Annotated in this window: 3 protein-coding genes; all 3 read left to right on the top strand. The window is 73.9% G+C overall.

Going from position 1 to position 25,837, the window contains the following annotated elements; genetic code table 11:
* Window position 1: 1 nt before the first annotated feature.
* Genes KYY02_RS17190 through KYY02_RS17180 form a run of 3 tightly spaced genes read left to right on the top strand, consistent with a single transcriptional unit; the run spans window position 2 to window position 25,809 of the window.
* The gene (locus tag KYY02_RS17190) at window positions 2-514 is read left to right on the top strand and encodes a YbaB/EbfC family nucleoid-associated protein (protein WP_371238834.1); all 513 of its coding nucleotides are present in this window, start codon (window positions 2-4) and stop codon (window positions 512-514) included.
* Entirely contained in the window at window positions 511-864 is a 354-nt protein-coding gene (locus KYY02_RS17185) for a hypothetical protein (protein ID WP_371238833.1), read from the top strand. The genes KYY02_RS17190 and KYY02_RS17185 overlap by 4 nt, the downstream gene beginning before the upstream one ends.
* Window positions 865-25,809 (top strand): lonely Cys domain-containing protein, encoded by a 24,945-nt coding sequence (locus KYY02_RS17180; RefSeq protein ID WP_371238832.1) that lies wholly within the window; start codon window positions 865-867, stop codon window positions 25,807-25,809. It begins immediately after the preceding gene.
* Window positions 25,810-25,837: the final 28 nt, after the last annotated feature.

Raw genomic sequence — 25,837 nt, 5'->3', positions numbered from 1 at the left:
GATGAGTCAGCCGATGGAGGACCGGGTGGCCCAGGCGATGGCCCACCTCAAGGCGGCGGAGGAGGCCGCGGCCTCGGCACGGGCCGAGCTGGACGCGGCGTCGGTCACCGCGCGTTCGGCGGACCGGTCGGTGCGGGTCTCCGTCGGAGCGAAGGGGGAGCTGACCAGCCTGGAGTTCCTCGACGGCAAGTACCGGACCATGGCCGCCGCACAGCTCTCCGCGGCGGTGCTGGAGGCCGCGAACACGGCGCGGGCAGAGATGGCCCGCCGGGTCGTCGACGTGCTCGACCCGCTCACCAGGATGACCGCGCGTGGTGCCGCCCCGGAGCGGATGGGCGTCGACTGGGGTTCGGTCTTCGGCTCGCTGCTCAGCGAGACCGCCGTGACGAAGGGACCCACGGCGATGAGCAGGCTCCGCGACGAGATCGTCGAGGACGACGAGGAACCCACGGCCCCACCCGGGGCGGCCCGCGCCGCGGGCGACGGACGACGGGGACGACAGGAAGGCGCGTGACCATGGCCGGCAACTACTCCGCCGACATCCAGGCGATCCTGCAGGGTTCCCGGCACCTCGCCGACGCCGTGCGCTACGGCGACGAGATGCTGCCCCGGTTCGAGACCGGCTGCGCGGAATACGCGGGCTGGTGGGGCGAGGAGGGCGGCGACGACGACTTCGCCAACGCGGTCGGCGAGCAGGTCCGGCGCGAACAGCAGCAGGTGAGGGACACGGTCCTGTCCATCACCAGCGGGTTCACGGCGCTGGTCGACGCGGTCGCCGCGGAGGCCGACCACGTGCAGCGGCCGCAGGTCCAGGCAGTGGAGGACATCGAGGCGCACGGCTCGGAGAGCGAGAACAGGCGCTGAATGGCCATCATGTTCCCGCCCGGTCTGCGGGAGTTCATCGAGGTCTGGGTGGGGGCGAACGTCGCCACCGGCAACGAGGACCGGGGCTTCGACAGCCGTAACCCCTACACACGGCTGGCCGACGACATCCGGGACCTCTCCGACGCGATGAAGGGAGCGATCTCCACCGCCGGGAACTCGCTCCCCCCGCAGATCGCCAAAGAGTTCGTCGCCGCGATGAAGCTCTTCGTCGACGACAACGGCCAGAACCACCTGCAGAAGTTCTCCGACGAGCTCCGGGACCTGGGCGCCCAGCAGGTGAACCGTTCCATCAAGCTGTCCGAGGCGAAGTACCAGATCCTCATCGAGTTCATCCTGATGAACATCGAGCTGGCCCTGATCGCCGCGCTGGCGGTCTTCACCGGCGGTACGTCGCTCACCGAGATCGTCATCCAGAAGGCGCGCACCGCGCTCACCATCCTGCTGATCCTCCAGCGGCTGGGGCGCGCCATCCCCACGCCGCTCTCGGTGCTGCTGGAGGCGATCCAGGAGGCGTTCGTCGCGTTCGCCTCGCAGTTGATCTCCATGACCGCGCCGGACGACCCGGAGCGCCGGCGCATCAAGTTCGACTGGAAGGACATCGGCCAGTCGGCGGTCGCCGGCGCGTTCGCGGGACTCTTCGGAGGCATCTTCGGCGAGGTCGGCGGAAAGTTCATCAACAAGTACTTCAAGAACAACAACTTCTGGAAGGAGGCCTCCGAGCTCCCGTTCAGTTTCATCAACGAGGGACAGGCGGAGACCTTCGCCGAGGCCTTCACCGGCCTGATCTTCCTGGGCACGTTCACCCTCAACCCCGGCACGTTCCTGAGCGCCGGCCTCAGCGGCCTGGTCTTCGAAGCGGCGTCGACCGGGGCGGAGTTCGGCGGGAAGTTCGTCTACAAGAATTACTTCCAGAACACCGACTTCGGCTCCGACGGCGTCAACGACCTGCTGGGCGGCGGCAGTGGGAACGGCGGCACGAGCGCGAGCGGCGACCGGTACGAGTACGAGAACCGGTACGACGGCGCGTACGACGGCGGAAGCCCGTACCAGGACATCCACGACAACACGTACAGCGACGTCTACAACGTCCCGACCTCCTCCTCCACGTCGCCGTACCGGTCGGACAACGACGGCTCGGTCTCCCACGCCGACGACACCTCGTCGGTCTTCGGCGACACCAGCGACGTCTCGTCGGTCTTCAGTGATACCAGCGACGTCTCGTCCGTCTCGTCCGTCTCCTCCCTCCCGGACTACGGCACGGGTCGCGGCGCCGGCGACGCCTCGTCGGTCTTCGGCGACACCAGCGACGTCTCGTCGGTCTTCGGCGACACCAGCGACGTCTCGTCGGTCTTCAGTGATACCAGCGACGTCTCGTCCGTCTCGTCCGTCTCCTCCCTCCCGGACTACGGCACGGGTCGCGGCGCCGGCGACGACGTCAACGCCCACGGACTCCCGGGGGCGACGGGCGCGGGCAAGCCGTCGTACCACGCCCCTCCGTCGAACGCGTACGGCGACGCCTACCGGGACCCTCTGGTGGGCGACACCGATACCGACACCGACGCCGTCTTCTCCACCCTGAACCCGTCGGTGACCAGGACCCCGGGGACCGACTGGAACACCGACACGGACCACACCCCGCCGGTGGACAAGCCGGCCACCGGCGGCTCCACCGTTCCCGTACTGCCCTCGACCCAGACGGGCGGCGACAACTCCGTACCGGACGGGACCGAACGACAGCGGTCGACGGACGGCGACACGAGCCGGTTCACCTCCGACGAGCGACAGCAACAGGAGCAGAACCCGCAGGCGCCCCTCGCGCCCGCCCCGTCGAGCACCACGTCCCCGGGCGGTCACGCCTCACCGAACGCCACCCCGCAGTCGCGGCCCCAGACCACACCGTCCGGCGACCCGGCGGTCACCGCCGAGACGCCGAACCCGGACACGGCCGACCCGGACGACATCCGCGCTTCCGCGTCCGAGGAGTCCGGGCAGTCCCCCGCGCCCGAGGAGTCCGGGCAGTCCCGTCCGTCCTCCGCGGTGCCGAAGACCGAGACCCGGACCACGTCCGACGTCCCGGAGCCCTACCGGCCCGTGCGCACCGAGTCCGGGGAACTGCCGGCCGCCACCGGCCCCACGGCGGAGCCCACCCCGGTCGTCTCCCGCGAGGTGCCGGCCACCACCCAGCCCGTCACCGTCGACGAGACACCGCTCAGCTCCCGGGCACCGGCCGAGGTCCCGACCGGGGAGTCCTCCGAGCCCGGTTCCCCGGACTCGGTCGACATGATCATGGACTGGGAGAACGACCAGGACGCGTCCGAGCCGGACTTCGAGCCGGATCCCGCCACCGAGGCGCTGTACGACCGGCTGCTGACGGACGTGTTCGGCCCCGCGATCGCGACGAACCCCCTCCACCCCGCCCTCCGCGACGCCCTGACGCACCTCGACCAGCTCCGGCAGGCCGATCCCGCCCTGCGGAACGCCCCGCTCGACCTGGACAGCCTGACCCGCAAGGTACTGCTCCTGGACCCCGCCCATCCGGTGACCGACGCGCAGCGCAGTGAGCTGTTCCGGGTGGCGATGGACCCGGCGGTGGAGTCGGCGGGCAGCCTGGCCGCCCTGGCCGCCTTCCACCTGGAGCTCCGCGGCGTGCTGTCCCCCACCCAGGCGCTGACCGACGACAGCGGCGTCTGGGGCCGCAACTGGGCGAGCATCGGGTTCTCCGACCTCGACCTCACCGAGGTGGGGAAGGTGTTCCGGCAGCCCGACGGCACCCTGGCCCGCGGCGACGTACAGCCCGCGCCCTGGCACCGGCCCGGTGAGCCGAAGCCGTACGTCGTCATGGCGCAGGGCGACCACCAGCGGATCGTCGTGCGCGGCTACGACGGCGCCCCGCGTCTGGTGCCGATCGACGTGTTCGCCGAACTGCTGGCCCGCGACCCCGGGCTCGCGGCGCTGTCCCCGGGCACCCCCGTGGTGCTGCTGGTCCCCGACGCCGGCGCCCGCGGTCTGGACCTGCCGCGCCAGGCGGCGGACCGGATCGGCAGGGAGGTCTGGTCGGCCAACGGCACCGTGAAGGTCTCCCCGCAACAGGGCCCGTCGCAGCCGCACGTCGTCTCCCTGCTGGTCGGGGAGGGGCTGCTGCGCGCCGACTGGATCCGCAGCACCCCCGGCCAGGTGCTCGACCCGGCGGAGCGCGAGGACGCGCCGCAGTGGGAGCGCGAGATGCTGTCGCACAGCGTCGTCGGCGACGGGGGCGTGACCATCGGCAGAGGCGTGTTCGAGGACACCGAGGCCCCGCGCCGGATCGCGGTGCTGAAGCTCGCGACGGAGTCGTCGGAGCTGTGGCACTACAACCCGGTCACCAAGGAAGCGGTCAAGGACGACGAGCCGGTTCCGTTCGCCGGCAAGCCGGTGTACGTCTTCAGCGCCCACGCCCGGCCGGGCGCGATCCGGGTACCGACCACGACGGACCCGAGGCACCACACCCATCAGCGGGAGACCGGCGGGATGCTCAAGCGGCGCCCGAGCCTGGCCCGGCTCCCCGAGGACCACGCCGTGCTGATGGAGGCGTGTTCGAGCGCCGAGCCGCCGGGCGTGGTCCGCACCCGCAGGGGCATCGACGACACCTTCGTCCCTGACCCGCTGGCGGTCGTCAGCGAGAGCCAGCACGTCGCCAACGAGACCGGGCGCACGGCGTACGGCGGCACCCACATGGTCAGCTTCGCGACGCTGCCGGACGGGAAGTTCGTCCACCGCCTCTACACGGACTCGCGGGGCCGGCACGGGAAGTGGGTGGAGCACCGGCCCGAACCCGTCGGTGACCTGCTCGACGACCGCGCCCGCGCGGCCGGCCTGCACACCGACCCCGCGCAGCCCGTCACGGACGCCACCCGCGAACGGGCCCTGCGGCTGGTGCGCGCGCTGCGGCTGGCCTTCGGCGCGGCGATCGAGGACGACAGCCGGTACGGCGATCTCCTCGCCGGGATCGGCGCGCTGGAGTCCCTGCGGGCGGCCGACCCGGTGCTGCGCGATCTCGGCCCGTTCTCCATGGACCTGTTCGAACGCGCGGCCCACGCAGGCGGGCAGCGCGGTCCGGGCACCGACGTCTACCGGGACCTGCTCGACCGGGCCGCCGGCGCCGTACGCAGACAGCCGGGCGCCGTGCTCTCCGACTTCGTCACCCTGCCCCACGTCACCGCCGCCGCGCAGCGGCTGGGCGGTCTGACGGACCAGGAGCTGGACACCGAGGCCGCCCGCGTCCTGCGCCTGGACGGCGGCCCGGCGGTTGTCGGGGAGCCCGAGCGGGCCCGGTTGTTCTGGGCGACGGTGAAGGCCCTGGAGTGGGAGAGCCGGACCCCCGACCCGGACGCCCTCACCGGCAGGGTGCTGCACCTGGACCGGGCCGACCCGGCCCGGCGGCCCGAACTGCTCCACCTGGTCGCCCAGGCGGCGGCCGTCGGTGTCGACGTGGACAACCTGACCGAGCTGGGCGCGTTCCACCTGGAGACCCTGGGCGCCCTCGCGCCCCGGACCCAACTGTTCGACCTCAACGGCGTGCCGACCGGGCGACGCTGGTCCCCGGCCCCGCCGGGCGCGGCCACGACCGCACTCACCGACCGTGTCGTCGTCGCCGCCCCGCAACAGGGTGGCGGCTACCGGGCCGTGGGCCAGGAAAGCCCGCCGTGGAGCGCCCCCGGCAGAACGCCGGCCTACCTGGTGTGGGCGGGCGGCGGCCGGGACCACCTCCTCATGACCCTGCCCGGCGGCTTCCGAGCCCGGGTCCCCTACGACGAGGTCGCCGAGCTGCTGGCCCGCGACCCGGTGCTCAACACCCGCCCGGAGGACACCACGGACATCGTCCTGGCCGTCCCGAAGGCGGCCACGGCGTCCGCCGGACCGGCCGGCGGCACCCCGGACACCGATCCGCGGTCCGTCGTCGGCGCCGGGACCGGCCGTACCGTATGGGCCACGCAGGGCAGTGTGAGCCTGGCACCGGCCGGGCCGTCACGGCCGTACGTCCCCTCCCTCCTGCCCAGCGCACCGGGGCGCCCCGCGGCGGCCGACTGGGCGGCCCTCCGGCCCGGCGACCCCATCGCGCCCCGCACCGGCGACACCGGAGTGGACGACGTCACCTTCGCGGACCGTCACGGGAACGAGGCACCGTCCGAGCCGCCCGCCGCCCTCGCCGACCTTCTCGATCCCGGACCGGTCGGGGGCCTCGACACCCCGTTGCCGAGCCTGGACGGCCTGCTGGACGGCTTCGACGCCCTGCTGTCCGATCACCAGGACGACGGCGTGGACGGGGACCGGGCGGAGGAGCCGACCCCGGAGGAAGCCCGGCACCGGGAACTGCTGGCGGACGTCTACGGCCCCGACGTCATGTCGAGCCCTCTGTACCCGGACATCCGTGAAGGCCTCGCGCGCCTCGACCGGCTCCGCCGGACCGACCCTCTGCTGGACTCCGGCCCGCTCGACCTGGACGCCGTGGCCCGCCGGGTGCTGCTCCTGGACCCCGCCGACCCGGTGAGCAACGTGCAGCGCAGCCGACTGCTGGGGCTGGCCACGGCGCAGGCGGCGCAGGCGGCGGGCGGTCTGGCCGCCCTCGCCGCGCTCCACCTCCAGCGCCAGGGCGTGCTGTCGTCCACCCACGCCATGACCACCGGCCCCGACGGACGCCCCCGCGGCCGCGACTGGACCCGGGGCAAGGACGGGCTCGACGACCTGGACCTCACCCGTACGGGAAGGATCGGGCCCCGGGCCGGCGGCAGCCTGTCACGCGACGAGGTGGGGACTGCGCCCTGGCACCGGCCCGGCGGCCCGGACCCCTACGTCGTGCGGGCGGACGGCGACCGTGACCAGGTCGTCGTACGCGGCCACGACGGCGCCCCGCGTGAGGTGCCCCTCGAGGTGTTCGCCGAACTGCTCGCCCTCGATGCAGAGTTGAGCGGACTCCCGGCGGACGTGCCGGTGCTGCTGCTCGTCTCCGACGCCGGCGGAGGGGGTCTGGAACTGCCGCGACGGGCGGCGGACCGGATCGGCAGGGACGTCTGGGCGGCCAACGGGGTCGTGGACGTCGCCGAAGGTCCGGACGGCAACGCCTCCCACCCGTACGTCGTGCCCCTGCGGAGCGGCCGGGGCAGCGACCGCACCGACTGGATCCGCAGCTCCCCCGGCCTGCTGCCCGACCCCGCGGAGTCCGCCCGCGCCCCCTTCTGGGAACAGGACCTGCAGTCCCACACCATCGTCACCGACCGGGGGCCGATCGGCAGGGCCGTGTTCCAGGACGGTGAGCGCGCGCAACTGCTGCGGGGGTTCCGGCACGCGGCGACGGCGACCGAGCTCTACCACTTCAACCGGCAGGACGGGACCTGGACCAGGGACGACGAACCCGTCCCGTTCGCCGGCAAGCCGGTGTACGTCTTCGCCGCGCACGGGTATCCCGGCGAGACGGCGCTGCCGACCCGGTCGAACCCCCGCCACCGGAAACGGGAGCGGGCGACGGGCGGCATGCTCAGGCGCCGTCCGAGCGTGGCGCGGCTCCCCAAGGACCACGCCATCGTCATGCAGGAGTGCTTCGCCGCGACACCGCCGAGCCTCACCCGCAGGCGCAAGCTGGTCACGGACACGTTCGTCCCCGACTCGCTGGCCGACGTCGGCGAGAGCCAGCACGTGGCCAACGAGACCGGCCGGACCGTTCACGGGCCCACCCAGGAGGTCGGCTTCAGATTCGGGGAGAACGGCCGGGTCTCCCACTACATCCTCACGGATTCGCGGGGCCGGCGCGGCCGGTGGGTGGAGCACCGGCCGGAACCCGGCGACGCCGCGCTCGACGACCGCGCCCGCGCGGCGGGCCTGCACCCCGACCCGGTGGGACCGGCTTCGGAGGAGGTCCGTGAGCGGACGATGCGGCTGGTGCGCGCGTTGCGGCAGACGTTCGGGGTGGCGATCGAGGACGACAGCCGCTACGGCGAACTCCTCGCGGGCATCGGCGCTCTGGAGTCCCTGCGCGCCGCCGACCCGGTGCTGCGCGACGTCATTCCGTTCAGCCTGGACCTGTTCGAGCGCGCGGCCCGCGAGATCCGGGCGACGGAGCACGGCGACCCGGACGGCGAGTTGGGGCCCGACGCCTACCGGGACCTGCTGGCCAGGGCCGCCGACGCCGTGCGTCGGGACCCCGGCGCCGTGCTCACCGACTTCGTGACCCTGCCGCACGTGACCACCGTGGCCGAAGGGCTGGACGGTCTCACGGACGAGGAGGTGAACGACGAGACCGCCCAGCTCCTGGGGCTGGACCCGGACCAGGTGGTCATCGGGGCGCCCGAGCGGGCCCGGTTCTTCTGGGCGACCGTGAAGACCCTGGAGTGGGAGAGCCGGACCCCCGACCCGGTCGCCCTCACCGGCAGGGTGCTGCACCTGGGCCGGCCCGACCCGTCCCGGCTGCCCGACCTCCTGGACCTGGTGGCGCGCGCGGCGGCCGTCGGCGTCGACGTGGACGACCCGGTCGCGCTGGGCGTGTTCCACCTGGAGACCCTGGGCGCCCTCGCGCCGGACACCCTGCTGCTCGACGACTCGGGCGCCCCGGCGGGGCGGAGCTGGACGCCGGGTCCACCGGGTGCGGCGGTGGACGTCGACGCCGCCCTCGTCATGGCGGAGACACCGGACGGTGGTCACCGCCCGCTGCGCCGGGCGAGGATGCCGTGGACCACCGGCACCACCGGCACCACCGGGCCCGCCCCGTTCCTGGTGCGGGGCGAGGCCGGGCCGGACCACCTCACCATGGAGCTGCCCGGCGGATTCCGCGCCGCGGTCCCCTACGAGGAGATCGCCGAACTGCTCGCGGTGGACCCGGCGCTGAACGACTTCCCGCGCACGGCCGACATCGTCCTCGCCTCCATGACCCCGGCCCCGACGGTCCCGCAGGCCACCGACCGGCGGGCCCTCGTCGGCGCCGGGACCGGCCGCGGGGTGTGGACCTCACCGGGGGCCGTGGGTCTGATCGCCCAGAACGACCCGTCGAAGCCGCACGTCCTCTCCCTGCTCCCCATGGCGGACGGCCGGCGCCAGCAGGCCGCCGACTGGTCGGCCGTCCGGCAGGCCCCCGCGTCCCCGGCGGACACCCGCCTGTCACCCACCACGGCCACGGCCGGGGGCGAAACCGGCACACCTCCCGGCCCGCCTCCGCCCCCGGAGCCGGATCCGCCGTCTCCGGACGCCCCGCGCCTCGACCCCGTCATGGAGCCCCCGCCGGTACGCCGCACCCCGGCCCGGTTCGAGGACGGCAGGCGGATGCCCGCGTACGTCGACGACCTCCGGTCGCTGCTGCCGTCCGACCTGTCCCCCGCGGAGCTCGAACAACTCCTCGCCAACCCGAGCACCTTCGGCCAGAGCACGGTCGTCCTGCGGGGCTACGAACAGGCCCTGGACGCCATCGACCGCGAACTGGGGGCCCGGCCGCAGGCCCGGCCCAAGGACGGCGCACGGCTGCTGGACGACGTCCGGCAGACGCTCCGGGACAAGCCGAAGACGCTGGCGGACGGCAAGGGGCGCCCCTTCCCGTACGTCAACGCGGACGGAAAGAAGCGCGTCCTGTGGGTCGGAGCGCGTCACTACGGCAACTGGACCCCGTTCGACGACGGCGTCGGCGACTCGACGAAGATCGACAGCATGCACCGGGCGGCCGCGGCCTTCGGGCTGACCAAGAACATGCAGGCCAACTCCCAGTACGGTCTCGGCGGACCGATCGGCCCGGCGGGCAGCGCGGCGTTCGGCGGCTTCGGCCGGCTCGCCGTGCGGTTCGGCTTCATCAACAAGGTCGGATACACCCTGACCGACCAGCGCATGAACCAGATGGAGACCCGGACGCTGGACAAGTCACGGGCGTACCTGGACGACATCCACTACGAGATACGCATCACGGACGCCGCCGGGCGGGACATCACGGGCACCGACGCCAATACGGACAAGCCCAGGACCAGGACCGGCACCGGCACCAGGACCGGACCGGTCCCGCCCGCCCGGTTCGCCTTCGGCATCCGCAACGGCCTGCGCGTGCGCCTGCCCGACAGCGTGACCAGGATTCCGAAGCCGGGCCGCATCCCCCGGTCGATGACCCTGGACCGCGACTCCCAGTACCGCTTCGTCCGTATCGAGGGCTTCGGCCCGGTCGCCGCGATCCGGGACTGGGCGGCCGCCCGGATCGGAGCCCTGCCCGGCAGCTCGGCCTACATCGAGCTGGACAGCTTCTTCTCCGGCGACAGCTTCCAGCGGCACGGCGGCACGATGGCGCGCGGCCGCGTCACCACCCCGCAGCTGTTCGCCGACGACAGGAAGAAGTCACCGCTGGGCGCCTTCGTGGTGGAGGAACTGATCCCGCAGGCGGCGGTGCTCGTCGGCGAGACCGACCAGGCCGAGATGCGGGACATCAACACCTCGACGGTCCGCAGCGAGCGGAGCCGGGCCCACGGCAGGAGTCTGCTGCTGCAGGCCGTGGCCGGACCCGCCTTCAACTTCCACGACCCCGGCACGGCCCCCTTCGACCTGCGGCTCCAGTGGGGACCGACCCTCCACGCCTCGTTCGCGAAGACCTGGTCGGTCGGGCTCGGCGGGGCCGGCACCCTGAAGTCGGCCGGACAGGTCAAGGGCCCCAGGACCGCCCTCTACCTGGTCGTGAAGTCGGTGCGGGTGCGGCGGTCCGGTGACAACGCACCGCCGACGCGCTTCCTCACCTGGAGCCTGGACCGGATGACCAGCTCCGAGGCACGGCGGCTGGCCGGATGGGACGACGGGACCACACTCGCCCTGCGCAACGGCGTCGCCCCGCCGTTCGTGCCCGCCTATCTGACCGTGGACCGGCCGCGCACCCTGGGCATGCACCGGGTGAAGGAGTTCGCCTTCGACGACGGCCGGCGCACCCGTGTCACACCGGACGCGGCGGACGGCATCGGCCGCACCCTGCTGGACGCGTTCGCCGACGGCGTGGTCGACGCCCTCTCCCACCTGCGTCAGGGCCTGGTGGTACCCCTCGACCAGCTGCTGCCGCCGAACCTGCCGAAGGGCTGGCGCGCCCGCTTGGGCGACCTGCTGGGGCGCGAGCCCGACCAGGTGCTCCAGGCGGCCCAGAGCCTGCCCATGCCGCCCCGCTGGACCGACCCCGTCAAGTACCGGATCGCGCTCCAGAACACCCTGCAGGTCCTCGGCGTGCTGTCCCAGCAGAACGTCACCGCGAACCTGGAGGCGCTGACCACGGTCGGCCTGCCGATCAGACTCACGGACCCCGGCACCGTCGGACAGACCTACTACACCGTCCGGGTGCACGGGACGCTGACCGGGCGGCGGTACGAGGGCAGGGACGACAGCGAGGGCATGCGCTTCAGCGCCCAGGGCGTCGACCGGGTCGACGGCCAGACGAGCGCGAAACGAGGCCTGGAGCTGGGCTTCGAGGGCACGTTCTCGGGCCGTGACAACAACGTCGACGACCTCGCGGGCCTGCCCCGCAACACGCTCGGGCTGACCCTGGGCGTACGCGGGGGCTGGCAGTGGGAGACGGAGACCGGCTTCGGTTCGACCGTCACCAACGAGCCGATGTCGGTGAGCAACCAGCCCACCCACCTGTACCGCTACGACCTGTCCCTCACCGCGGCCGCGACCGGCTACTGGCGGCCCCGCGGCCTGATCCGCGGTCTCGGCCTCGGGCTGCCGGGTCTGCTGGTCCTGGACGAGCCGGTCAACGTGCTCTTCGGCCGGACGCCGCTGGGCCATCTGCGGGGCGGCGGCCCGAGAACCGGGCAGGTGCTCATCGGCGTCCCCGTGCAGCACACCCCCGACGCGGACCCGCACGCGGACGGGGCGCTCAACCCCTACCTGTCCGAGGAGTCCGCCCCCACGCACATGACCACCGAGGTCGCCCTCGCCCTGGCCAAGGGCGACCTCGTGCTGCCCGCGGGCCCCGACGCGAGCCAGCCCGCCGGCCGGCTCGCCGACCGCGGGACGGAGCAGTTCAGGGACTTCCGGCAGCACCCGTTCGTCATCGTGAACATGGTGGTGTCACCCGCCCTCCTCGCGGAGGTGGACCGGGTCCTGGGGGCGGCGTCGGGCAACGCCTGGCAGCTGATGAAGGAGGGCGCCGCCACCCGGGACGCGATCGTCCGCTCCTTCACCCCCCAGTCCCTGGCGTCGGGCTTCGACCAGAGTTCGGGGCCGCTGGGCCTGGTGGGCAGCGGCCTGCTGGGCAAGGGGCCGTACGGCGAGCTGTGGGGGACCTTCCGGTACGCCACGGCGGTCGGGGACCTGCGGGCCCTCACCCCGTCGATGTCCATGGACACCGAGATGACGCTCGGCGGGACCCGGCAGGCGGCCGGCAAGGTCAGCAACAGCACCGGTTTCGTCTTCGGCGGCCAGCTGGTCTACTCCGTCGCCCAGAACCCGGGCCACGGCCTCATGGGCGCGTACGGCCTCGTCGCCAACCCCGTGTCGACGTCCCACACGCGCAGCCGCAGCGTCGTACGCACGGTCGTCGCGGACATGAACCGCAAGGGCTTCACCCACCAGGTGCTGGTGGCCGGCGACGTGCAGCACTGGTTCGCGCTGTTCACCAGCCGGCTGGGCGCGGGCCGGACCGGAACGGCCGCGGCGGCCAGGACCTACGTGCCGAGCCTCTTCGCCGGAGCGGCGGGGACCGCGCTGACCAGCCGGGGCGGACTGCTGGGGCACCTGCCGGAGAAGAGCGCCCACCGGATGGGGCTGATCGACGACGGGCTGGGCGACGTCCCCCGCTACACCGGTCAGGGCTGGACGCCGCAGCCCTGGATGCGCGGCACCGCCTTCGGCACGTACGCGGTGAACCCGCTGGACCCCACCGACGCACTCCTCGCGTTCGACAGGCGGATCGGGAGACTGGGGCTCGACGACGAGAGCCGGGAGCGGATCCGGCAGTTGGTGACGGCCCGCGCCACGCGGGCGCTGAAGGGGGAGATGACGACCACCGCCCCGTCGACGCTGGTCAAGGCCGGAGGCTGGGGCTGGGACAGCATCCGGATCGGCAGCCGGCGGGTGCGGGCGCGCGTCGAACTGATCCCCGGGACACCCGTGTTCGAGGGACTCGACCACAGCGCGGAGCTGGAGGAGAACCGGCGGGCCATCGAGACCGCCCAGGAGAACTCGGAGTTCTCCTCCGGGGCGGACGTGGGCCTGCTGACCAACCAGCTGGTGTACACCGGCAACGCGCAGGTCGCGGCCGCCGGTCCCACGTACACCGAGGGCGGATCGAACCGGAAGACGGTCTCGTCCAGTCACACGGTCACCACCGTCACGATCTACCGGGCGGCGTCCACCGAACCGCACGCGGAGGTCGTCACCCCGTACCGGATGCGGATCACCCTGGAGGCCGACGACACCCCGAACACCGGCGCGCCGGCCGGCACGGAGCCGGCGGAGGCGAAGTCCACGGCCCTCGACCGCTTCCGGGGCCGGCTGCGCATCACCGAGGAGGCCGACGTCGGCGAGCTGCGCGAGCACGTGCCGCTCAGCCTGATGGAGCCGGTGCGGTCGCGGGAGGACGAGGGGACCGGCCGGCTGCTGCCCGCGCCCGACCCGGCGGCCGACCCCGCCCTGGCCGGTCCGCCCCGGCCGATACCCCTTTCCAGGGCGGTGGCGGAACTGACGGTCCGGGACGGGGACGGTGTGGTAAGGCCGTTCGTCTTCCCCGAGAACGGCATGCACCCCCGCGGGATCATCGGTACCGAGAACATCCGCATGGCCGGCGAGCTCCTCCTCACGAAGGCGTACGACGTCGGCTTCCCCCTCCAGAGCCTGGAGGCCGGGGACGGTTCCGGCGCCACCGCCCTCACCGAACTCCTCCGCAGGACCAGGGAGACCGGGCTGACCCGCCTCGGCACCGGCTCGGCGCAGGCGCTGGAGGACGGCACCAGCTCCACGGCGGTCACGGCGTTCTTCCCCCGCACCACCGAACCGGGCGGCTACCAGGTGGCGGGGCTGACCGAGAAGTCCCTCATGGGCACCGACACCGGACAGCTGTCACTGCGCTCGGCGCCCGACTTCAGCCGCGCGCTGCTGCTGACGGTCGCCGACGGCAAGAAGCTGGAGGTGCTCAGACGGTACGGGGACAACGCCGGCACGTCGGCGTCGGTCGAGCACAGCCAGTCCTCGAGCCTCGGCGGCGCCTTCCTGTACGACTCCCCCCACAACGTGGGCCTCAACCAGATCGGAGCCTTCGGTCCCGGCCCCAACGACCTCGACGGCGACGGCATGCCGGTCGGGGACGACCACCTGACCTCGCGCAACCTCAAGCCCACGACGGGCCGGTCCTTCCTGTTCGCCGTCCCGGCCACCTGGGTCGGAGTCGGCGACGTGCACCGCAACATCGTGGACTCGAAGTTCGCGAACCGGGTCCGGGGCGGAACCTTCGCCAAGGCCAGATCGGGTCCGCAGGCGATGAGGTCCGAGGCGTACGTCGTCACCTGGGTCCGGGAGGACGTCGCCCGCGATCTGCGGATCATCACCGACACGAACTTCCCCGAACGCGTCTCGAAGGCGTGGGACGCGGTCGGGAAGGCGAGCAAGGCGTGGGTCGACGCCGACAAGGCCTACTGGAAGAAGCGGCGCTCCTCCGGCGGGCTGCGCGCGGACCTCGACGCCGCGCAGGCCGCCCTCGACAAGGCCGCTCGGGTCGCTCGTGCGGCCACCCGCCCGGTCGACCTGGCCCGGGCCGACGCCGACGCCGCGGACACCGCCCTGCGGCAGGCCGAGAGCGACGCGCGCCGCGACCACGACCTCGCGGACAGGTCCGTGGCCGCCGCGCAGGCCGAAGTCGACGCGTTCGCCGACAACGCGTACGGCGCCGCACCCGAGCACGACGGCTGGGCGGAGGTCCTGCGGGAGGAGGAGGACGCGGCTCTGGCCCGCCTGGCCGACGCGCGGGAGGCCGCCGGGGAACTGCGGAAGGCGGCCGACCTGCGGCTGGAGACCGCGCGCACCGAGAAGGCGGCGGCCGACGCGCGGCTCGACGCGGCCCTGCTGTCCGCGAGGGCGCCCGGCCGGGACCTCGACGACGCCACCGCCCGCCGGGACGCGGCACGCGACGCCTTCGAGACCCGGCGCGCCGAACTGGACGCGCTCAGGGACACGGCGGAGAAGGCCGTGGCGGAGTACCACCGGGTACGGTCCGGGGCGGACCAGCTCACCCGCTGGCACCGGCTCGCGGCCACCGCGGAGGGCCGCGAGGAGCTGGACGGTCTCGCCGAGCCGCCCGAGGTGACCTACCAGGCCCCGCCCAAGGCACCCGCGGCCAAGCCCCCGGCCCCGCCCCGCTACACCAGGAAGGTCGAGGGACCGGACACCGTCCTCACGTCCCCCACGAACGAGACGTACACGCTCCAGGACGTGCCGAGGGACGGCGACGCCTTCTTCCGCGCGCTCGCCCAGGGCCTCGAACGCGTCGCTCCGGGGCTGCTGGCCGCGCAGGGCATCGACCCCGCCGGCCCGCGGGCGATGTCCGAGATGCGCCGGAGGGTGGCCTCCTGGCTCACCGACCACGCCGACGAGGCCCTGCTGGCCGCCGTCGCCCCCGACCACACCGACGCCTTCAGCGCGGAGGAGATCGCCGCGGCGGGCCTGGACCTCGGAACGGACACCCCCGCACGCCGTGAGTTCGACGGCCTCGGCGGTCTGATCCCGCACATCGCCGATCTGCCCCCCGAGGTACGGGCCGAGCTGGCGGTCACCCAGCTCCTCCGACGAGGTGACGCCCCGTCGGAGGGCGGCTGGAACCACGGTGCGGCGGACCTGCTCCCGCTGCTCGCCGCCCGCTCCTTCGGCGTGCGCGTCACGGTGGTCGGGAGTGACGGCGGCTTCCAGGACTTCGTCCCCGAGGATCCGACGGACGACCTCCGGGGACTCGTCGAAACCTCCGCACACTCCGGCGCCCACGTGGTGCTCAGCCTCGACGACCGCCACTACCAACTGGCCCTGCCGACCAACCCTGTTCCGGAGCCGGCGCCAGAGCCGGAGCCGCCTGCTCCGGAGCTGGAGTCGGAGTCGAAGCCGCCTGTTCCGAAGCCTGTTCCGGAGCTGGAGCCGGACCTGAAGCCGCCTGCTCCGAAGCCGGAGTCGCCTGCTCCGAAGCCGGAGTCGGAGCTGAAGCCGGAGTCGGAGTCGAAGCCGTCTGTTCCGAAGCCGGAGCCGGAGTCGAAGCCGCCTGTTCCGAAGCCTGTTCCGGAGCTGGAGCCGGACCTGAAGCTGCCTGCTCCGAAGCCGGAGTCGGAGCTGAAGCCGGAGTCGGAGTCGAAGCCGTCTGTTCCGAAGCCGGAGCCGGAGCCGGAGCCGGACCTGAAGCCGAACCCGCCCCAAGGCGACGGCAAGAAGGGTGCCGCGCCGGAGAGCGACAGCGGCCGGGCGAGAGGGCGCCGGGTGCCGGTGCCCGGCACGGGGGAGTGCCTCCTGTACTCCTTCATGGCCGGCGACCCCGTGCACATCCGCGGCCGTCTGCCCGGCCTCGCCGCCACTGACCGCGCCGCGTACGACTGGCTGGGGGATCCCGACGCGGTCCGCGACGACCTGCGCCGTCAGGCCGCGACCGGCGCCACGACCGGGCCGTCGCGAACCGTGCTCCGGGCGATGCGGTCCCACGTGGAGGACCACGTGGCCCGCAGCGCGGGGCGGCTGCACCCGCAGATCGTCGGCCAGTTCCGGCAGACGGTCGCCGACGCGTTCGCCGCCCGCGTCCGGGGAACGGACCGGGCCGGGATGCTCTCCCTCCTCGACCACCACGGCGTCCGGCGCGTCACCGTTCCCGAGGCCCTCGACCCCGCCGATCTCCTCAGGCGGTACGTCGACGCCCGCACGGCGTCGCAGCCCGCCGATCCGGCCGTCTCCCCGCAGGACGTCCGGGCCGTCGTGGAGGCGGAGGCCGAGGATCTGGGCCCGCGCCGGATGTTCGAGTACCTCGAGCAGCACGGCCTGTTGCCGGCGCCCCGCGACCTCGACGACACTGCACTGGGCCGTCTGCTCCGCACCGCCTACACGCAGAGCGCCGCGCCGCTGGACGACACGGAGCTGCCCGTGCTCCTGGACGCCGTCGTCAACTGGGAGCGGCGCTGGGGGACGCCGGCGGGGGAGATCTTCCTGCCTCTCCTCGCGCACGCGTTCGACCTGCGGGTCGACGTGGTGCGGTCGCTCCCCTCGGGCCCCCGACGGGTCACCGGCGCCGGGCCCGACAACGCCACGCGGCAGACGGAGGTCTACTACAACGGCGTCAACCACTACGACGGCAGCGACGCCGAACCCCGCGACCGGTTCGGTGACCCGGTCCTCCCGAAGCGGATCAAGGACGAGGAACGCGACCAGGACGGCGACGTACGGCTCAACCCCCTGTGGGTGCCGTTGGACGAGGTCGATCCCGACCTGCTGATCACCGGCAACCGGGACGCGGTATGGCTGTACACGGTCACCGATGACGGGCGGGTGATCCTCGGCACGGAGGACCTGAGCGGGATCGTCACGCCGGAGCAGTTCGACGCGCTGCTGGCGGGGATGCGGGAGAAGGACCCCGATCTGACGGCGGAGGCGCTGCGCAGGACGCTGGACGGGCTGGGCCACACCGGCATCGCCGCCGGTTTCGCCGACGACGGCGGTAGGACGGCCGGCCGGACGCTGCCGGGCCGCAGCCGGGTGTCCGGCGAGTTCCGCTGGAGCGAGAAGCTGCGTTCCTGGGTGGTGAACGACAAGTCGGGCCGCTACATGAGCGAGACGGTCCGGCCCGGCCTGGAGGCCGCGCAGGCCGCCGACTGGCTGGCCAACGTGGCGGCCCTGTTCAGCGACCGGCTGGGCGTCGTCGTCCGCACCGACCAGGTGAAGACCGCCGCGACCGTCCCCGCACCGCCCCCGGCCCCGCCGAGGGAACCCGCGCAGCCCCCGCCGGCGTCCGCACCCCCGCCCCCGCCGGCGTCCGCACCCCCGCCCCCGCCGTCGGCGCCCACCGCCGCCCCGGCCGGCCGGAGCGTCCCGGCCCCCTCGGACACGCCGGGCACGCCGTCCGGTGACGACACCGGCAAGCTGGACGTCGCGCGCCGGGTCGGCGCCGTACTGCACGGCCTCGGCCATCCCGCGGTGCTGGCCGGAGCCGCCCGGGGCCGGGTGCAGTTCGGCCAGTCCCGGCCGCTGGGCGCCGTGGAGTTCCAGTTGCCCGCGGCCACCCTGCCCGCCGTCGACGGGATCCGCGCGGCGCTGGAGCGGGAGCTGCCCGGAGCGTCGGTGCGGGTCCTGCCCGGCACGGACGGCGGCCGGGTCCTCGGCCTGTCGGTGAACGGAGTCGACATCACGGTCACGGCGGTGGACCGGCCCGCCTCCGGCACGGTCACGGCCGACGGCTTCACCGTGCCGGCCCCCGCGGACTCCCTGGCCGACGCCGCCCTCGCTCTGGCCACCGGGACCGACCCGGAGCTGCGCGGACGCGACCTCCTCGACCTGCTGTGGGCGCTGCACCGCATCCCCGCCGACGGCCCCGGTACGGTCGCGCCTGCTCTCCTGCGCGAGGACGCCTACCGTTCCGCGCGGCCCGCCGGCGCCGCTCCCACCCTCGCCGTACGGCTCAGTGAACTGCTCGACTCCGCCGCCCTGGACCCCGACGCCCTCGCCCGCCACGAGGAGACCTGGCGCGCCCTCGGCGTCACCGACTCCGACCTGCCCGCGCTGGGCGCCGAGCTGACCGCACTGGCCGACGGGCTGCGGGTCCGCCCGGAGGTGGCCGCGGACCCGGTCCGGGCGCTCGTCGCCCGGCTGCCCGGCCTGTCCGCCGCCGACCGCGACGCGGCTCTGGCGTCGCTGCCGCCCGCGCACCGCGAGCGGCTGGCCTCCGACCCCGCGCTCGTGGACGCCCTGCGCGCCGGGATCACCCCGGCCGAGTTCGCCCCGGTCGCGGCGCGCCTCATGACGCAGGTGCCCGACGGAGTCGAACAGCCCGTATCCGCCGGTGACCGGGCCCGTGCCCAGATCGCCCGGATGCTGCAGGACCCGGACGTCGCGGCCCGGTTGCTCAAGGGCGGTTCGCGGGTCCTGGTGGTGCCCAGGGGCGAGGCCATGACCTCCCTGGACGCCTTCCGCTTCCTGCGGGGCGCCCTCACCGGCGACAGCCGACCCTGGGACGACGTCCGCGGTGTCGGCACGCGCACCGCGGCCGTCACCGAGGAGAACCTGCTCGGCGAGCGCACCACCGTCGGCACCGGCACGTCCGCGTATCCCGACGGTTACTCGACCACCCTGCACGAATTCGCCCACACCATCCACCTGCACGGTCTGGGCCCCGTCGACCGGCAGCGCATCACCAACACCTTCCGTACCACCACACGGGCCGGCGAGGCGGGCAACTGGCCCGACGGCCCCCTCTACGGCTACGACGCCGACGGCCGCCGCAGCGCCCCCAACTACAGCAGCCATGACGAGCGCGAGTTCTTCGCCCAGCTCAGCAACGTCTACCTCATGGCCAACGGCGGCAACGACCCCTACACCGGGCTGCCCCGCAACAACGCCGGCCCGGAGTGGGTGCGCACCCACCAGCCCGCCCTGTACCCCCTGCTGCGCCGGTTGTACGGCGAGGGCCCCAAGCCCCGGACCCGCCACCCGCGCAGCGTCGAACCCGCCCGTCCCCGCGGGGCGCGTCCGGCGGACGTCAACCCCGTCGAGGCCACCGACGTGGAGAACGAGGCGCTGGCCCGCGCCCGTGCGCTGTGGGACGTCGCCGAGGGCGCCCCGGGTGACGGCAGCGACTCCTACGTGGCCGTGCGCGCCCTGTGGGACGGCACCACCGGCGCGCACGCGCCGCAGCCGCACACCCCCGCGCCGTTGCCGTTGCCGTCCCCCACTTTGGTGCCGGAGACACGGTCCGCCGCCGCACCGCCGCCCACCGACAACGCGGTCCAGCAGCGTCTTCGGGAACTGTGGGCACTCGTCGACGCCACCTTCGGCTCCCAGCCGCTCTCACCGGAGCTGCGCAACGGGCTGTTCAACTCGCTGCGCGTGATCGAGTCGGTGCGCGCCCGGCACCCGCGCTTCGGCCGCGGCCCGCTGGATCTGGACGGCATCACCCGGACGCTGTTGCACCTGGCACCGGACGCGCCGGTGGACGCGGCCCGGCACTACGACGCCCTCACCCTCGTGAGCAGTGCCCATCGCCGGGGTCGCAGCGGCAGCCTGGACGCCGTCGCCGCCTACGGGCTGACCCGGCAGGGTTACCCGGAGCAGTCCGTGCTCAGCAGGGACGACGGCGCGCCGTACGGCAGGAACTGGACCGGACGTCCCGACATCCACCTGTACCTGGACGTGGTCGCCGACCCCCGGGGCGTCCACCCCGCGCCCTGGGGCCCCGCCGCTCACGCGGTGCTGGCCGAACGGAACGCCGAGGGCATGGTGCTGGCGGACGGGAAGCCGGTGTCGGACGAGGAGTTCGCCGAACTGGTGCTGCACGACCCGGGGCGGCGGCCGGACGCGCCCGTGGTGATCCTGATCGGGGAGGAGGACGGCCGCAACGAGGCCCTCGCACGGGTGATCGCCGACCGCACCGGCGCCCGCACCTGGTTCACCTACGGCGACCTGCGGCTCGAAAGGGCCCCGGACGGCCGCCGGGTGCCGGTCCTGGCCGCGCCTGCCTCCGGGAGCGATCCGGCGGGGACCTGGGTCCCCGCCGACCCGGGGCTGGTCCCGGACGACCCGGCGGCCACCGTCAGGGCCGCGAACGGCACCGTCTTCCCCGACGCCGACATCCACTCCTACCCGCTGGTCACGGTCGACGGGCAGACGCTGACCGGGCGGGCGTTCCTCAACGCGCACGACATGGCGATGCGGGAGGAGGCCCTGCGGGTGGTGTCCGCCGTCCAGCACTACACCAATGAGGTGGAAGGGCTGCCCGGTGTGTACCCCGCGCGGCAGGGCGGCCTGCTGCCCCTGCCGCGCGGCCTGGCCGACTCCTACGTCTTCGTCGGCCACGGCGACAGCGGACGCACGACCGTGCCCCGCCGCAGCACCCGCGCCAACCAGGCGGTCCACCCCCAGCAGCTGGGCCGGATGCTGGCGCGGCGCAGGAGCCTGCAGGCGCTGCCTCCCGAGCAGCCGGTGTGGCTGCTGATCTGCGAGATGTCCATGACGCGCGCCGACCAGGACCTGCTCGCCCATCCCCCCTCCGCCCAGTACGTCGCCAACGAGACCCGCCGCACCGCCTTCACCGTGGACCGGCAGATCTCGCCGAGCGAGGCCGAGGGCGTCCTGCCGCCGCGCCTGGTCCTGGACGACGCCCCCGACAACCCCGTGGGTCACATCGAGGAGTTCCCTCCCGAGCCCGGGACCGTCGCCCTCGACGCGCTCGCCGACCTGGGCGGACTGCCCGACCGGCTGCCGGACCGCGCCGACCGCGCCCGGCACTGGGTGCGGGCCCTGCGGCAGACCCACGGCGTCCACATCGACTCCGACCCGGCCCGCGAGGCGGAGTTCCACGAGCTGATCGAGGGCTTCGGCGCCCTCGAAGGGCTGCGGTTCCAGGCGGCCGGCAACACCGACCCCGGCCTGCTCACCTGGGGCGGGCTCCGGCACACCGTCGGCCAGTACGCCGCCCGGCAGGGCTGGGACCGGTCGCTGACCGCCGGCTCCCTGGCACACCTGCTGCACGCCGCACGTGCCGGCCTGCTGACTCCCTCCGACGCCGCAGGACCCACCGCCCCCGCCGCGCCGCCGGTCTCCCCCGACTCCCAGGCCCCGACGGACACGGTGCCGCGGCCGACCGGTCGGGGGGCGCTGTCGGACACCGTCCCCGACCTCGACCCCGACCTCGACTCCGATCTCGACGACGAGGCCGGGAGCGTGGCGGTGCCGGACGACGGCGGACCCGCCGGACCCGCACCGGCGCTTTCCCCGCCCCGGTCCCGGGTCGCCTTCGAGTACCGGCACCGGGACGTCACCGATCCGGACCAGCGCCGCCAACTCGCCGACCTGGCCCAGCAGATCGTGCTGTCCGGTCTGCGGGACCTCAGGGCCGGTCTCCGGCTCCCCACGATCACGGTCACCGGTTACAGCAACGGTCCGCGCTTCGCGCTGTCCGGTGCCGCCGTCGAGCACGCCGAGACGGTCGGCCGGCAACGGGCGGAGGCCGTGCGCGACCTCCTCCTCGACGAGATACGGCGTCAACTGGGGTTCAACGGACAGGCCGTGCGCGATGTCGCGGACGTGCGCGGCGGCACGGTCCGGGCCGAGGACTTCACGGTCACCACGGAGAGCGGCGGCCGGGACATCGGAGCCGTCGGCCCGATCGACGGCGCCACCGGGAGGGCGGCACGGCGACAGGCGGTCGTCACGGTCGACCGTTCCCCCCTGTCGGAGGCCGTCGCCCGGCTGGCGGAACTGAGCCCGGAGGACTTCGGCCCGGAGGACTACTCCACCGGTCCGGACCGGCTCGCCACCAACCTCCTGCACCTGGACGACAACCCCGGGGACGACCCCGACTCGGACGACGACTCGGACAGCGACTCGGACAGCGACTCGGACGGCGGATCCACGGACTCCGCCCGCGCACCGGTGCGCTTCGACGTCGACGCCCTGTCGCACCGCGTCCGCCGGCTGTACGAGCTGACGGCCGAGGCGATGGCGGCAGGCCGGGCGGCCAGCCGGACGTCGCTGACCGCCTACCATCTCGGCAAGCAGGGCCTGCTCTCCGACGCCACCCGCCTCACCGCACCGGACGGCACGCCGCTGGGCCGGAACTGGACGGGCCGGCCCGCCCGGGACCTGGACGTCTCCTCGTACGACGTGGTGGACGGCGGCAGCCGGGACGCCCGGCCGTCGCCGTGGGCACGTCGGCCGGACGCTCCTCTCCCCTACGTGATCGCGACGAAGGAAGGCGATCACACGAAGGTCGGGCTGGCCCTGCCGGACGGCAGCAGGCGATGGCGGCTGTCGCCGGAGGAGTTCACCGAACTGCTGGCGCAGGACGGGGAGATGACCTCCCGTGAGGACGCCGCCGATGTGGTGCTCGTCTCACCGAACGCGGGCGCCATGGGACTGGACCTGCCTCGCGGGGCCGCGGCCCGGACGCGCAGGACGCTGTGGTCGCACAGCGGCGAGGTCGCCCTGAAGCCGCACCCCGACACCGGCCGGCACCGCGTCGAGGTGACCGACGACCGGGTCTTCGGCAGCGAGCCGCTGGGCGAGTGGATCGGCAGTGGGCCGGACGACCTGGGGCCGGACGAGGGCCTGCCGGAACCCGGGGAGGCCGTCCTGCGCACGATCGACGGGAAGACCCTCCGGGACGCGGAGGTCAAGACCTACACCCTCACCGACGAGGGCCGGCCCGTCGGCCGCGCGGTGCTCAACGGCACCGACCTGTTCAAGCGCGAGCCATGGCTCCAGGATCTGATCCGGTCGACGGAGTGGTTCGTCTACGACCCGGTCACCGGTGAGCCGGTCGGCAGTCCCCGGCCGGTGCCGTGGAAGGGCCGCAGGCCCTACTTCTTCATGGTCCACGGTCTGCCGGGCCAGACCGTCATGGTCGAGCGGATGTTCCAGAACAACGTCCCGGTCCGGGGCACGGAAACCGGCGGCTACCTCCGACGGCGCCCCAGCGTGAGCCGACTGGACCGGGACACCCCCATCGTGCTCCTGTCCTGCTGGGCGAGCGGACCGGAGGGACACACCGCCGCCGCCCTGAAGCGGAGCAGCCCGTTCGTCCCCGACCCGCTCGCCGTCTCGTCGGCGGCCCAGGACGCCTCCAACACGACACGGCGCGACGTCTACGCCCCGAACCGGGAGCACCTGAGCTATCTCGCGAAGGGGAAGCTGTACGACCACGGCATCCCCACCACCCCGGCGAACGACCCGGTGGACATGGTGAAGCTGCGCCCCGAACCGACCCCGGACGAACTCGACGCCCTGGCCGTGCGGGCCGGCCTGGAGACGTCCCCGGACCTCACCCCGGCCATGGCCCGGGACACGGCACTGCGCCTGGTCCGCGCCCTGCGGGCCACGTTCGGCGTCGACGTGGAGGTCGACAAGGACGCCCCGCCCGGCACGTACCACCGGCTGCTGCGCGGGATCGGTGCCCTGGAGGTCATGCGCCGCGGGGACGGGAACCTGCGGGAGTACGGCGAGCTGACGCTCGACCTGCTCGACCGGGTCACCCGCGCGCATCACGGCCTGACGACCGCCCCCGGCACCCGTCCCGCGCCGCCGGACCCCGACGACGTACGGACGATGCTGGAGGCCGCTTCGTCGAGGCTGGCCGCCGACCCCGGGGCCGCGCTGCCCGACTTCGTCCCCCTGCCCTCCGTGGACCGGGCCCGCGAACTGATCGGCCGGCACGACCCGGACCAGTGGACCCGTCAGGTGCTGGGACTGCGTCCGTCGGCACACGTCACCGCGACCGACCGGCAGCACGCGCTGTGGGCCACGGTCCAGGCCGTGGAGAGCGTGGAGGACCATCCCGACCCCGACGCCCTGGCGACGAAGGCGCTCCACCTGGGCACCGGTGAGAACCCGGGGGACGAGACCCTGCGGACGGACCTGCTCGCCATGGCGGCCACGGCGGCGGCCCTCGGCCGCGACGTCCACGACCCCACCGCGCTCGCCGCGTACGACCTCGAACGCCACGGCGCGCTGGGCGACCGCACCCTCATCACCTCCGTGAACGGCACCGAGGCCGGCCGCAACTGGACGGGGAGGCCCGCCCCGAGCCGCATGTGGGCGGACCGCTACGTGATCTCGCCCGACGGCGGCCTGAACAACAGCCGCGGGGCCCTGGCGCCCTGGCACCGGAAGGGCGCCGGAAGGAGCGACCACCCCGGCGGATACGTACTGGACATGAGCGGCACCACCCCGGGACAGGTCGACATGCCCTGGCCGGACGGCACCACCCGCCCGGTGCCCTACGACGAGATCGCCGAGCTGCTCTCCCACGACCCCGTCCTGGCGCAACTGGACCGGGACGTCACGGTCGTCCCCGTCGGGGCGGGGACGGGGGACGCCGACCTGGCCGAGGCGATCGCCGCCCGGACGGGGGCCGCCCGGACGGTGTGGCTGCCGACGCGGCCCCTCCGGCTCCTCGACCGGCGGCCGGCGGCGAACGAGAGCTTCCTCGTGCTGACCTCTCCCCAGGACGACACGGGAGCGCACTGGTCGCGGACGAATCCGCCCGCGTTGACGGACCGGCCCTCCGCACCCGCCCCCGACGTCATCACGACCGGCGACGGCGCCCCGCTCCAGGAACCGCCCTCCGCACCCGCCCCCGACGTCATCACGACCGGCGACGGCGCCCCGCTCCAGGAACCGCCCTCCGCACCCGCCCCCGACGTCATCACGACCGGCGACGGCGCCCCGCTCCAGGAACCGCCCTCCGAGGAGGACCGGCGCCGGTGGATCGCCGGCCAGGTGGTCGCGGACGACCTGCCCGGTGACCCGCCGGGGTTCACCGGCGCCGAGACCGTCACCCTGGACGAACTGAGGGACGCGGGCATCGGGATCACCCCCGGCATGGACGTCGAGGCGCAACTCGGCGGAGGCGTACGGGGCGGTGGACTGGCGCCGCTCGACCAGGTGCGGCTGCTGCTGGCCCGCCCCGGCCCGTGGCCGGACGCCCTCGACGCCGTCGCGGCCACGGCGGCGCGCCGGATCTGGCGCTCGGCGTTCACCGACTTCCGGAACGCGTTCCCGGACACGGACGCCGCCCGGGTGTGGGACACGGCCCTCGGGCTGCTCCTGCCGGGCGACCCGGACTTGGTGCTCGCGGACTGGCGGTACGCCGCGGAGGCGTACCGTGACGCGGTGCGCCGCCTCGCCGACCTCCTGGCGGCGGAAGGGACGGACCCCCGGACGCTCGCGCGCCTCGCCGCCCGGTTCCGGGAGAGTCTCGGAATGGTGGACGAGTGGAGCGACGAATGACAGTCATGTGTGTCGGGAGAGCGCGTGC

Source organism: Streptomyces pimonensis (genome assembly GCF_041380215.1).
In the GTDB taxonomy this organism is placed as follows: Bacteria; Actinomycetota; Actinomycetes; order Streptomycetales; family Streptomycetaceae; genus Streptomyces; species Streptomyces pimonensis.
This window is presented reverse-complemented; position numbering and strand designations above follow the sequence as displayed.